This is a genomic window from Asticcacaulis sp. AC402 (assembly GCF_000495835.1).
Lineage (GTDB): Bacteria > Pseudomonadota > Alphaproteobacteria > Caulobacterales > Caulobacteraceae > Asticcacaulis.
Genome location: NZ_AWGC01000004.1, coordinates 143,900 through 156,698, shown reverse-complemented (window position 1 = coordinate 156,698; position 12,799 = coordinate 143,900). Strand labels below are relative to the sequence as shown.

Here is a 12,799-nt window from a genome sequence, read left to right as displayed (position 1 = left end):
TGTCATTAAGTAAAGCCGGGGATTCAGGCAATATGCCGGGGAAAATAAACGGGGCAAAAGCGGTTATCCACCTCTTTGCGAATCCTGCAAATCTCGATAGCACGTTACGCTACACATGACCCGACCTTCGCAACCCCGCACGCCCGTAACCACCGGCCGTGAACCCGGCGACCTGATGACCGACCACGTTTCTGGCGACCGCATGAACGGTGACCGCATGAGCGGAGACCCCGTCGAAGAATTCATGAAACGTCGCAAGAAAGCGACGATCAATGATGTTGCCAGCCTGGCCCAGGTGTCGAAGAAGACTGTCTCGCGGGTGATCAACAACTCCCCCAGTGTGCGCGGTGAGACCCGCGATCTGGTCAATGATATCATCGCCCGTATCGGCTTCCGGCCCGACCCTCAAGCGCGCGGCCTGGCGTTCCGCAAGTCGTTCCTCATCGGACTGATCTACGACAACCCCAACGCCCAGTATATCGTCAACATGCAGATGGGCGCGTTGGACGGGCTGCGTGGTTCCGGCAACGAACTCGTCGTGCACCCGTGCGACTGGAAGGGCGAGGACTTCCTCGACGAGATCCGCGATTTCGTTGAACTGCAACGCCTGTCGGGCGTTATCATCCTTCCGCCGGTCGCCGAGGACCGCAACCTGCTGGCCCTGCTGGATGAACTGGATGTACCCTTCATCCGCGTCACGGCGCGCAGCGGCGACGTCAACGACCCGCCGATCGCCGGCTTGCAAATCGTTTCGGTCGACCGGGTCGGCTGCGAACAGGCCGGCGAACACCTGGTCGAACTGGGCCATCGTCGCATCGCCTTTATCGCCGGCAACAGCCTCTATCCGTCGGCCCACGCGCGCCGTGCAGGCTTCGAGCAGGGCCTGGCGAAGCACGGCCTCGGCTTCGCCCCGGACCTGATCGAACAGGGTGATTACAGCTTCGATTCCGGCTTTGTTGCTGCGTCCAAAATCCTGAGCCGGGTGGACCGCCCCACAGCGATCATCTGCTGTAACGACGACATGGCTGCCGGCGCCTATAAGGTCGCCTACGAATTGGGGCTGCGGGTGCCTGACGACCTGACCATTGTCGGGTTCGATGATGCGCCGATCGCCGCGCGCCTCAACCCAGCCCTGACCACCGTGCGCCTGCCGACACGCGACATGGCACGCACGGCATCAGAAAAGCTGATCGGCAGCGATGCCAAGCCCGGTGCCAGCGTGGTTTTCGACTCGGTCCTGATCGTCCGCGGTTCCTCAGGCCCGGTACCCAAATAAGTTCTTTGGAAATATGATTTTGAACGCATCAAGTGGCGTCCCACTTTTTGAGACGAACCTCAAAAAATCCATTGCCAAAAGGAATGACACCGGTTACCTATGTTGCCACGGGAGCACAGGCAGACATATCACAAGCAGCCTGAAATTATTGAATCCACTGGTGCTATTGATATGACAAAGCCACTCTCCCTGAACGAAGACCGCCTCTTCTCGTCCGACCCCATACAACGCGGCATCGCCCGAGATCTGTATGCCGTGGTCAAGGATTTTCCGATCCTGTCGCCGCACGGCCATACCGACCCGTCATGGTTTGCCCTGAACGAACCGTTCGAGAACGCCACGGCTCTGTTCCTCAGCCCCGACCACTATATCTACCGCATGCTGTATTCGCAGGGCATCGATCTGGACGAGGTCGGCGTTGGCTCCAGGGCCGGTCCGTCGGGCGCCGATCCGCGCGCCGCCTGGCGCATCTTCGCCCAGAACCAGCACCTGTTCCGTGGCACCCCGACCTCGATGTGGATGGGTTATGTCTTCAGCGAAATCATGGGCTTCGAGGCCCAGCTCAGCGAAGAAACCGCCGATTTTTACTTCGACCGCATCGGTGAAATGCTGGCGTCCGACGCCTATCGCCCGCGCGCCCTGTTCGACCGCTTCAACATCGAACTGCTGGCCACGACCGAAGGCCCGACCGACACCCTGGAACACCACCGCACCATAGCAGCGTCGGGCTGGAAAGGCCGGGTCGTCACCGCCTATCGCCCTGACCCGGTGATCGACCCGGAGCACGAGGATTTTCACGACAAGCTGAAGCTGTTTGCCGAACTGACCGGCGAAGACGTCTATAGCTGGAAGGGGTATCTGCGCGCGCACCGCACGCAGCGCGATGTTTTCAAGGCCCATGGTGCCACCTCGACTGACCATGGCCATCCCACCGCCCAGACGGCCAACCTGTCGCCGGCCGACGCCAAGGCGCTGTTCAAGCGTGTCACCGGCAAGGCTGTGACCGCCGAAGACGCCGAATTGTTCCGCGCCCAGATGCTGACGGAAATGGCCCGCATGAGCCTGGACGACGGCCTGACCCTGCAGATCCATCCGGGTTCATTTCGCAACCACAATCTCAAGGTTTTCGAAAAGTATGGCCGGGACAAGGGTTGCGACATCCCCCTGCCGACCAACTATGTCCATGCTCTAAAGCCGCTGCTCGACGTCTTCGGCAACGAGAAGAACCTGACCGTCATCCTGTTCACTCTGGACGAGACCAATTACAGCCGCGAACTGGCCCCCCTGGCCGGCCACTATCCCATCCTGAAGCTGGGCCCGTCCTGGTGGTTCCACGACAGCCCCGAAGGCATGACGCGTTTCCGGGAGCAGGTTACCGAGACGGCCGGTTTCTACAATACCGTCGGATTCAATGATGACACCCGCGCCTTCCTGTCGATCCCGGCGCGCCACGATGTCGCCCGTCGAATCGACGCCAGGTTCCTGGCCCGTCTCGTAGCCGAACACCGACTTGGGCTCGAAGATGCCGCCGATCTCATCAAGGACCTCACCTACAATCTACCCAAAGCCGCTTACAAGCTTTGAGAACTCGATTGCGTTTGAATAATTTTGATCGTAAATGATCGGAAAAAACGGAGCCCGCCAGACCTATGTGCCAGACCTCACTCTACCGAAAAATCTACCACGCCACCCACCCCGACATGATGGAAGGTGCCGGCACGCAGGACCTGCGCGAAAAGTACCATATCGGCGGGTTGTTCGAGGCCGATGCGATCGTCCTCAACTACACCCACTTCGAACGCTTCGTCGTCGGCGGTGCCGCCCCGGTGGGACAGACCCTGAAACTGCCCGACCAGACCGAACCGGCCTCGGCTGCCGGTCATCCCTTCCTGGAACGCCGCGAACTGGGCGTGATCAATGTCGGCGGTGGCGCCGGTACGGTCACAGTCGACGGTACGGTGTATGACCTTGGTCTGAAGGACGGTCTCTACATCCCGATGGGCACGGCCGAAGTGCTGTTCGCCTCGACGGACGCTGCCAATCCGGCCCTGTTCTACCTGACCTCGACCCCGGCCCACGCCCGCTACGAGACGGTCAAGATTTCGATCGACCAAGCGGTGCCGTTGGAACGCGGTGCCCTGGAAACCTCGAACCAGCGCGTCATCTACCAGTACATCGTGCCGACAACGGCCAAGTCGTGCCAGTTGCTGCTCGGCCTGACCATCCTGGCGCCTGGTTCGGTGTGGAACACCATGCCGCCGCACCTGCACGATCGTCGCTCGGAAGTCTATTTCTACTTCGGCCTGGGCGCCAACGACCGCGTCTTCCACTTCATGGGCGAACCGGATGCGGCGCGTCACATCGTCATGGCCAACAACGAAGCCGTCGTTTCGCCGCCGTGGTCGATCCACATGGGTGCCGGCACCTCCAACTACGCCTTCATCTGGGCCATGGGCGGGGAAAACCTCGACTATACCGACATGAAGGTCCTCGACATCTGCCAACTGGCCTAAAAACAAAATAAAGCGGGAAAGAAACTTCACATGGCGATCAACATGTTCGATCTGACGGGCAAGGTGGCCCTTGTCACCGGTGCCAATACCGGCCTCGGTCAGGGCATTGCCCTGGCTCTGGCGCAAGCCGGCGCCGACATCGCCGCCGCCGGCATCGTGCCGGCCGAGGAAACCGGCGACAAGGTCCGCGCCCTGGGCCGTAGGTTCCTCAATATCGACGCCAACCTGATCACCATCGAGCCGGTCGAGCGGATCGCCGCTGAAACGATTGCTGGTCTCGGCGGTCTCGACATCCTGGTCAACAATGCCGGCCTGATCCGCCGTCAGGACGCCGTCGACTTCTCGGAAAAAGACTGGGACGACGTCATGAACGTCAACATCAAGGGCGCCTTCTTCATGGCTCAGGCGGCCGGCCGCCACATGATCGCCCAGGGCAGCGGCAAGATCATCAACATCGCCTCAATGCTCAGCTTCCAGGGCGGCATCCGCGTCCCCAGCTATACGGCGTCAAAGTCGGGCATTGCCGGCATCACCCGTCTGCTGGCCAACGAATGGGGCGCCAAGGGCCTCAACATCAACGCCATTGCGCCGGGTTATATGGCGACCGACAACACCGCTCAGATCCGCGCCGACGAAGTCCGCGAAAAGGCCATCCTGGACCGCATTCCGGCCGGGCGCTGGGGTTTGCCGTCGGATCTGGCCGGCACGGCCATCTTCCTGGCGGCCTCGGCTTCGGACTATGTCAACGGCGCGGTCATCCCGGTCGACGGCGGCTGGCTGGCGCGGTAAGCCGAACTTACTCTCCAACTCCGTAAATTCGGAACTCACCGCGTAGTGGCATATTCCCCAAGGGAATCCACAGATTTCACAGATTACACAGATTAAGACTCTCATCTGTGTAATCAGTGAAATCTGTGGACCCGCTTTTCTATCATGCCGCTCCGCGGCAGTTTCCGGATATGGAGACCGACCATGAACTTCGACGAAATTGCCCAAAAATTTGTCACGGCCCGCCGTACCGGCACGGCCCTGCCTGACTATCCCGGCGTCGTGCCCCAGCACATGGAACAATCCTACGCCATCCAGGATCGCGCCATCAAGCTGTGGGGCCGGCCCATCGTTGGCTGGAAGATCGGCCGCCTGAAGCCCGAATTCCAGCCGCTGCACGGCACCGAACGCCTGGCGGGCCCGATCTTTGCCCCCGCCTTCAAGGACTATCAGGGCGAAGAGGTCACGGTTGCCGTTTATGAAGGCGGGTTCGCCGCCGTCGAAGCCGAATATATCTTCCGCATTGACCACGATGCTGACCCGCAAAAGACCGCATACAGCGAAGAGGACGCCATACGCCTGATCGACGGTGTTTTTGCGGGCATCGAAATGGCGGGATCACCCCTGCCTACGATCAACACCCTGGGGCCTGTCGTCACCGCCTCGGACTTCGGCAACAATTTCGGCCTGATCCTGGGGGCGCGCCTGGCCGAATTCGACTCCGACTCGACCGTCTCGCAACTCGATGCCGAGCACGTGAAAAGCTTTTCGGCCCGCACTGAGATGGACGGCACCGTCGTCGGCGAAGGTGGCCTTTTCACCATGCCGGGCGGCCCGTTGAAGGCCATTGCCTGGCTGGCCGGTCACCTGGCTGCCCGTGGCCTGCCACTGACCCGCGGCCAACTGATTTCGTCAGGCGCCACCACCGGCATCCATGACATCGGCGCCGGCCAGAGTTCCGTCGTCACCTTCAGTGGCCCTCACGAGACGGTTGTCCTCAAACTGCGCACCGTCACTGTCAATCCGGACATCGCCGAACTGAGCTGATCGCGTTCTCAGCAGAGTCGTAAGCTGGCCCCGCAGACCTGCGGGGCCAGTTTCTTTGCCAGTAAGACAAGCTTAAACGTTTACATTTATGGTTAAGGCAAGTTCGAAGCAGGAGCCGAAATTTTTACAGATAAATGTTGTGCATGTCGTAGCTATGGCAAAAATAGCGCAGGTGCTATGTAATCCTGAGAAGGTTGTGCCACCGGTGTCATTTTAGCTAAGGCGGCGGGTTGTCTCTGTAAAAAATCTATGTCTTAGTTCGAACAACGTCCGGCAGTTCACATTATGGAAAGGTGTGACACCGGTGTCATCAATGTCGCCAAATGATCAGCCGCGCTTAAGCGGTGGCACAAACGGGGAGTAAAACCTTATGACCAAGCCAACCAACGCAACCTTTGCGTCCAAGAAATTCCTGCGCTTTGGGGTCTCCATGACCGCCGTGGCGCTCGCCGCCGGGACCCTTGCCCTGCCGGCCCTGGCCCAGGACGCAGCGCCCGCCGCTGCTGCCGAGGATGACACCGTCGTCGTCGTCGTCACCGGCTTCCGCGGGTCGCTGCAGAGCTCGATAAATGCGAAGAAGCGCGAGTCGAGCATTGTCGACGTTATCACCGCTGAAGACATCGCCGACTTCCCAGATAACAACTTGGCTGAAAGCCTGCAGCGTATACCGGGTATCGCCATCGACCGTGACGGCGGCGAAGGGCGTACCATCACAGTGCGCGGCCTGGGTTCGCAATTCACCCGCGTTCGTATCAACGGCCTGGAAGCCCTGGCCACTGCGGGCGGCAAGGATTCCACGGGCGCCAATCTGGACCGCGGTTTCGACTTCAACGTTTTCGCTTCGGAACTGTTCAAATCTCTGACAGTACGCAAGTCGCAAAGCGCCAACGTCGATGAAGGTTCGCTGGGCGCCACGGTCGATCTGCAGACCTCGCGTCCCTTCGACTATAAGGGCTTCACCCTGGCGGGTGGCGCCCAGGTTGCCTACAATGACCGGTCCGAGGACACGAGCCCGCGCTATACCTTCCTGGTGTCCAATCGCTGGGCTGACGGAAAGCTGGGCGCCCTACTGTCGGTGGCCTACTCGGAACGAACCTTGTTCGAAGAAGGACCCTCCACCGTCCGTTGGGAAAACGCCTTCAACCAAAGCAATGGTGGTCGCTTCCAGAACTACTCGACCGACGGCGGCGCCACCTTCACCGGCATCCCAGCATCCGGCACCCTGACGGGTGAGGCGCTGAAGGTCTCGAACGCTCTGCACCCACGTATTCCGCGCTACGGTCGCCTCAGCTACGACCAGAAGCGACTGGGCATCACCGGCGCCTTTCAGATGCGTCCAAACCCCAACACTCTGATCTCGATCGAGGGCCTTTACTCGAAGTTCCGCGCCGACCGGACCGAGCAATACCTCGAAGTGATTTCGTTTAGCCGCGGCGGCGCCGGAATCGGCAACCCGGCCACGGATATCTACAACTACACGATCTCCGACCAGGGCGTGATCACTAAGGCTGCGTTCAACGATGTCGATGTCCGCTCGGAACACCGCTTCGACGACCAGTCCTCCACTTTCTCGCAGCTCAGCCTGACCTGGGACCAGAACTTCACGGACCGTTTCCGCGGCTCGTTCCGCATCGGTTCGTCCGAGTCGATCCAGGACAACCCGCGTCAGACGACCTTGTCGATCGAAGCCTACGATGTTGATGGTTACAGCTATGACTTTACCGACCAGACCGCGCCGGTGTTCAACTACGGCACCCATAATGGCTGCACCGTGTCGCAGGCCTGCTACTGGACTTTCGGCAACGGCGGCCCGACCGGGGGCGCGCGCGGTGACGCCTCTCTCATCCGTATCCGGCCGAACAGGACCACAAATTCGTTCAACACGCTGTCGGCAGACTTCACCTACGACATCAACGACGTCTTCACCCTGCGCTTCGGAGCCTCTGTGAAGGATTTCGAACTGGTGACCATGCAGGCCCGTCGCGCCAGCGAAGCCATCGACGCCGCCGATCTGGCGACACTTAACGCCAATCTGGCCGGCTACACCCAATCGGTCACCGGCTTCGGTGAAACCTGGCTGGTTCCCGACATCAACGCCATCCGCGACAAGCTGAACTATGAGTGCAATTGCGGCTTCTATACCACCGGCACTTCGTCGGTTGGCGGGGCGCGCGGCCTCAACCGCGAGGCGGCCGAAACCGATACGGGCGCCTATGTCCAACTCGACTTCAAGACCGAGATCGGTAGCCTGCCGGTCCGCGGCGACGTCGGCCTGCGTCACGTCAAGACCGAGCAGACCACGAGTGGCTACCTATCGGCCACGACCTATGCCACGTCGGTGCGAGAATACGACGACACCCTGCCCTCGCTCAACGTCACGGTCGAGCCCATCAATGACGTCTTGGTGCGGTTCGCCGCGGCCAAGGTGATGGCGCGCCCACTGCTGGCCAACCTGACTCCGGGCGGCACGCTCTCTACCTTCGGCCTGACCTATACCGGCGGCAACCCGATGCTGGATCCCATCCGGTCCACCAACTACGACCTGAATGTCGAATGGTACGCCGACAAGGACACACTGTTCTCGATCGGTTTCTTCCAGAAAGATATCGACTCCTACATCCAGAACCGCCAATACACCACGGCCTATAAGAACCTGGGCCTGGATATGGATCTCATCGCCGACGCGACTGGCCAGACGGGCGATACGCTTTACACCGTCACCAATCCGATTTCGACGCCAGGCGGTACGCTGAAGGGTTATGAAATCAGCCTTCAAAAGCCGTTCACCTTCCTGCCAGGCTTCCTGGGCAACACGGGTGGTATCGTCAACTACACCTCGGTCGAGTCGAAGATCGAATACTACACCTCGCCAACAACAGCCGCGACACGGACGGAAAACCTGCTGGGCCTGTCGCCGACGTCTTGGAATGCCACGCTCTACTACGAAGACAGCAAGCTGTCGGGACGCGTGTCTGCCGCTTACCGCGATGGATACCTGGTTTCGCTGCTGCCGGGTTCGGGCGCGGACTTCTTCGGCAAGAATGAAACTCTGAATATCGATGCTTCGGCCAGCTATGTTCTGACCGACAATCTGACGCTCAGTTTCGAAGCCATCAACCTGACCGACGAAGCTGACGACCGCTACGTCAGCTACGCCCAGGCCGCCACCGGCAACACCGGCAACGCCATGCTGGAGTACACTCAGTCGGGCCGGCAATTCATATTCGGCGTTCGTTATAAGTACTGATAGTCCGATTAGTAAGCGTACCTGTTTCCTCCCGAGTACTGGACGCCGGAGTTTTTCTCCGGCGTCTTTTTTTTCCGGCTCGGAATTTTTTGCTTTTTCGATGCGATCCGGCTGGCTATAGCCGGTGCAGGAGAACTCATATGGCCAATACCCAACCCTTTGTCTGCTTTGGCGAATTGCTGATCCGGCTGACGGCGACAGGGGGCCAGCTGCTCGAAGCCCTCCCCAACCTCCAGCCTTTCGTCGGCGGCGCCGAGGCTAATGTCGCCATCGGTTTGGCGCGGTTGGGCCACGTTACCCGCATGGTCAGTGTCGTGCCCGACAATGCGCTAGGGGTGGGCGCCAAACAGGAACTGCGCCGTTGGGGCGTCGAGGTTGCCGACGTCACAACCGGCGCCGGCCGCATGGGGCTCTATTTCCTGACGCCCGGCGCTATTCATCGTCCGTCCGACATTCTCTACGACCGCGCGGGGTCTGCCTTTGCTACCGCCAAATTCAACCGCCTGAACTGGCGCCGCCTGCTCAAGAACGCCGGCTGGCTGCACGTCTCGGGTGTCACGGCCGCGTTGGGTGCCAACTGCGTCGCCGCCGCACTGAAAGCCATGCAGACCGCTCGTGAACTGGGCATCCAGGTCTCCTACGACTGTAACTTCCGGCCCAAGCTGTGGGAGGCCTGGGGCGGTGACGCCCCTAGACTGATCCGCGAACTGATCGCCGAGGCCGACCTCGTGTTCGGCGGCATCCGTGATATCGAGCTGATCACGGACAAGGACTTTAACGGCCGCGAACGCGACGCCGCCGAGCACGCCTTTGGCCTGTTCCCGAATCTGAAACGCCTGGTCGGTACGCGGCGCACCCAGGTCAGTGTCGACCACAACCGCCTGGCCGGTCTGATGTTCACGCCGGGCAAGGTACTGGAGACCGAGACCTACGACATCGAACGCATCGTCGACCGTATCGGCGGCGGTGACGCCTTTGCAGCAGGTGTCTTCCACGGCATCCTGAACGCCGTGTCTGACCGTGAGGCCCTGGACTACGGTATTGCCTGCGCCTGTCTCAAGCATGCCCAGCCAGGCGATGCCAGCCTGGCTACGGCGGCAGATCTCCAAGGCTTCGTCAGCGGCGGCAGTTTCGACGTGAAACGCTGAGCTTACCGAAAAAATGCGAGTCTGACCTTGTGTCGGCGTCGGCTTGTCGACGGCTTTGGCCATCTCCCTGTTCGCCGGCGCCTTTGTCGCCAGGATAGCCGGTGCTATTGGTGGTCGCCTCAGAGACGCCTGGACCGGAGCCGACCATGAACAAGAACACCATCTGCCTGTGGTACAACCGCGAGGCCGAAGAAGCCGCACGCTTCTATGCCGAGGTTTTTCCAGACACGTCCGTCGGCGCGGTCAACACGGCTCCGTCCGACTTTCCCGGCGGCAAAAAGGGTGATGTCCTGACCGTGGAGTTCACCGTTGTCGGCATACCCTGCCTGGGCCTCAATGGTGGCGATGTTTTCCGCCAGACCGAAGCCTTCTCCTTCGCGATCTCGACCGAAAATCAGGAAGAGACCGACCGTTACTGGAACGCCATCGTCGGCAACGGAGGTCAGGAAAGTGCCTGCGGCTGGTGCAAGGACAAATGGGGCCTGTCGTGGCAGATCACGCCGCGCGTCCTCACCGAAGCCATGGCCCAGGGCGGTGACATCGCCAAACGCGCCTTCGAAGCGATGATGGAGATGGGCAAGATCGATGTCGCCAAGATCGAAGCGGCCGTCCGTGGTGATGCCTGAAGCGGTCGCGCAGCGGATCTAATGTAAGGCCTTTTGACCACGAACCACACGAACAGACACAAACCTATAGCGTTCAAACCGCTTAAGCAGGTGATGTCGTTGCGAATAGCCTGCCGCGTATATTGTTCGTGTCTGTTGGTGAGGTTCGTGGTTTAAACCTTACCATAGGCGCCGCGCCACCGGCCGATCAGGACGTTCCGACAACCTTGTCGACATTAGTCCGCGTCATCTCGTGATAGCCCGGTCGGGCCTTGACGTAGACACGCTTGGCCATCTCGACGCCCCAGCCCGGTTGTTCCATCAGGCTTTGGTACAGCGGCTTGCAAAACTTGTTACGGCCCTGGCTGAGAAGGAACGCCTCAACCATTGGCAAGGCCGGTTCGTAGCGGTGCTTGATCGATAGTTGCAGCCATTCGAACAGGATTTCAGAGTTCTTCGACTGGCTGAAGTCGAAACGCGCATCCAGCGCCGCCATCTGCTCCAGAGTGAGTGTCGTTGGCAGCTTGCGCAGAAAATTGACCCACTGCAAGGTGCCGTAGTCGGCCACGTTCAAAGCCGCGGCATCGCCGCTGGTCGCAAAACCCTCGGCGTCGGCCGTGACCTTATCCAGGAGGGACGATTTCGGCACCACGACATTGTCCGGCAGGCCCGGTTCATACAGCCATTGCTGGATCTTGAGCTGCTTTTCCAGGTCGGCGTCGTTTTTGAGGAGATGGGTGCGCAGGTCGACCACGAAGGCGTCGGTGGTCATGCTCTCGAAGGCATAGCGCTCGAAGTAGCTTTTCAGATAGGCGTCCAGCTTCTTGCGGCCGAAATGACCCTCGAGCATGCGCAGGAAGGCGGCACCTTTTTCATAGGGGATATCCGAGAAATAGTCCGCCGGATCGATGCCCTTCAGGTTGGGATGAAGACGCGTGAAATCCGGTTTCGTCGCCTTCAGCGTGGCCTGAAGGTCCTGATAGCCCAGCACCTTGAGCATGTCGGCGCGGTCCTTGCCATAGACCTGCTCCATGATGCGGTTCTCGAAATAGACGGTGAAACCCTCATTGAGCCAGAAGTCTGACCAGGTGGCATTGGTCACCAGATTGCCCGACCAGGAATGGGCCAGTTCGTGAGCAATCAGCGAAACCAACGAGCGATCGCCGGCCAGGATGGTCGGGGTGGCGAAGGTGACCATGGGGTTTTCCATACCGCCATACGGGAAGCTGGGCGGCAGGACCAGCACGTCATAGCGGCCCCAGCGATAGGGACCGTACAGCTTTTCGGCGGCCGTCATCAGGGCCTCCATCTCTTCCAGCTCATAGGCCGACTTGTCCAGCATGGACGTCTCGGCATAGACGCCGGTGCGCGGGCCTAAGGACTTGAAGCCGATATCGCCGATGGCGACGGCGATCAGGTAGGGAGCGATCGGCTGGTCCATCTCAAAGCGGTAGGCGCGCTGGGCCGGGCGGCCGGGAACGGCTTCGCCCTCGGGCGTCAGGGCCTTGGCCGCCATAACGACGGTGAGGTCGGCCGGTACGACGATGCGGGCCGAATAGGTCTGGCGGATGGCCGGCGAGTCCTGGGTCGGAATCCAGGTCCGGGTACGGATTTCCTGGCCCTGGCTGAACAGGAACGGCTTGGACTTCCCGGCGGTCTGGGACGGGTCCAGCCATTGCAGTGCTGCACTCCTGGCGGTCGTCTGGTAATGGACAATGATCTTTTGGGCGCCCTGGGGCAGTTCGATGGTCAGGGCTGAGCCCATCATCGCATCGTCCTTGCCAACCGTGTATTTCAGCGGCGCGCCGGAAGCATCGGTGACCTTTTCGATGGTCAGTGCCTTGACGTCGAGAATGACCTGTTTGGCGTTGGCCTCGGTGGTCAGAGTCAGGGTCGCGGTACCCTTGAACAGTTTTTTCGTGAAGTCAGCGGTCAGGTCGATATCGACATGATTGACGCGCGCTACCTGGGGCCGGGCATAGGAATGGTCATCGACGGTGGTCTTGACGATGGCTTCGGGGCCGGACTCGCCTGCGGTCTTTGGCTGACAAGCGGTGAGGGGGATAACGAGGCAGAAGGCGACTGTGGCGCACAGGGTAGCGACCACGACGCCGGCGCGTTTGAGAATGCTCCCGCTCGCCTTGAGTTTCATAAGGGTTCCCGTAACTCCAGACCCGAAAAGACCTTGTAACGGA

The 12,799-nt window shown here is 60.4% G+C and carries 9 protein-coding genes; 8 read left to right on the top strand and 1 reads right to left on the bottom strand.

The features are described 5' to 3' along the window. The first annotated feature begins 115 nt into the window (after positions 1-115). The 8 genes from ABAC402_RS23160 to ABAC402_RS23125 all read left to right on the top strand — a co-directional run bounded on the left by ABAC402_RS23160 (position 116) and on the right by ABAC402_RS23125 (position 10,625). On the top strand, positions 116-1,276 hold the full coding sequence (locus ABAC402_RS23160; RefSeq protein WP_023448031.1) for a LacI family DNA-binding transcriptional regulator: 1,161 nt from the start codon (positions 116-118) through the stop codon (positions 1,274-1,276). 171 nt (positions 1,277-1,447) lie between these two features. Beyond that, on the top strand, positions 1,448-2,860 hold the full coding sequence (gene uxaC / locus ABAC402_RS23155) for a glucuronate isomerase (protein ID WP_023448030.1): 1,413 nt from the start codon (positions 1,448-1,450) through the stop codon (positions 2,858-2,860). A gap of 65 nt (positions 2,861-2,925) precedes the next feature. Beyond that, positions 2,926-3,789, top strand: coding sequence for a 5-dehydro-4-deoxy-D-glucuronate isomerase (kduI, locus tag ABAC402_RS23150; protein ID WP_031235094.1), 864 nt, complete (start codon positions 2,926-2,928; stop codon positions 3,787-3,789). Positions 3,790-3,819: 30 nt separating this feature from the next. Continuing rightward, the gene (gene kduD / locus ABAC402_RS23145; protein WP_023448028.1) at positions 3,820-4,578 is read left to right on the top strand and encodes a 2-dehydro-3-deoxy-D-gluconate 5-dehydrogenase KduD; all 759 of its coding nucleotides are present in this window, start codon (positions 3,820-3,822) and stop codon (positions 4,576-4,578) included. Between the two features lie 183 nt (positions 4,579-4,761). Continuing rightward, entirely contained in the window at positions 4,762-5,604 is an 843-nt protein-coding gene (locus ABAC402_RS23140; protein WP_023448027.1) for a 2-keto-4-pentenoate hydratase, read from the top strand. A 370-nt stretch (positions 5,605-5,974) separates the two neighbouring features. Then, positions 5,975-8,851 (top strand): TonB-dependent receptor, encoded by a 2,877-nt coding sequence (locus ABAC402_RS23135; RefSeq protein ID WP_023448026.1) that lies wholly within the window; start codon positions 5,975-5,977, stop codon positions 8,849-8,851. 140 nt (positions 8,852-8,991) lie between these two features. Next, a complete protein-coding gene (locus ABAC402_RS23130) occupies positions 8,992-9,999 on the top strand; it encodes a sugar kinase (protein WP_023448025.1) in 1,008 nt (335 codons plus the stop codon). Positions 10,000-10,145: 146 nt separating this feature from the next. Then, the gene (locus tag ABAC402_RS23125) at positions 10,146-10,625 is read left to right on the top strand and encodes a VOC family protein (protein WP_023448024.1); all 480 of its coding nucleotides are present in this window, start codon (positions 10,146-10,148) and stop codon (positions 10,623-10,625) included. Between the two features lie 187 nt (positions 10,626-10,812). Here ABAC402_RS23125 and ABAC402_RS23120 read toward each other — a convergent pair whose 3' ends face one another. Then, positions 10,813-12,756, bottom strand: coding sequence for a M1 family metallopeptidase (locus ABAC402_RS23120; RefSeq protein WP_023448023.1), 1,944 nt, complete (start codon positions 12,754-12,756; stop codon positions 10,813-10,815). Between the last annotated feature and the right edge of the window lie 43 nt (positions 12,757-12,799).

Bases quoted from the DNA above. Each gene is read 5' to 3' on its own strand.
- ABAC402_RS23125 (WP_023448024.1), top strand. From the start codon at position 10,146: ATGAACAAGAACACCATCTGCCTGTGGTACAACCGCGAGGCCGAAGAA.
- ABAC402_RS23140 (WP_023448027.1), top strand. From the start codon at position 4,762: ATGAACTTCGACGAAATTGCCCAAAAATTTGTCACGGCCCGCCGTACC.
- ABAC402_RS23130 (WP_023448025.1), top strand. From the start codon at position 8,992: ATGGCCAATACCCAACCCTTTGTCTGCTTTGGCGAATTGCTGATCCGG.
- kduD (WP_023448028.1), top strand. From the start codon at position 3,820: ATGGCGATCAACATGTTCGATCTGACGGGCAAGGTGGCCCTTGTCACC.
- ABAC402_RS23120 (WP_023448023.1), bottom strand. From the start codon at position 12,756: ATGAAACTCAAGGCGAGCGGGAGCATTCTCAAACGCGCCGGCGTCGTG.
- ABAC402_RS23135 (WP_023448026.1), top strand. From the start codon at position 5,975: ATGACCAAGCCAACCAACGCAACCTTTGCGTCCAAGAAATTCCTGCGC.
- ABAC402_RS23160 (WP_023448031.1), top strand. From the start codon at position 116: ATGACCCGACCTTCGCAACCCCGCACGCCCGTAACCACCGGCCGTGAA.
- uxaC (WP_023448030.1), top strand. From the start codon at position 1,448: ATGACAAAGCCACTCTCCCTGAACGAAGACCGCCTCTTCTCGTCCGAC.
- kduI (WP_031235094.1), top strand. From the start codon at position 2,926: ATGTGCCAGACCTCACTCTACCGAAAAATCTACCACGCCACCCACCCC.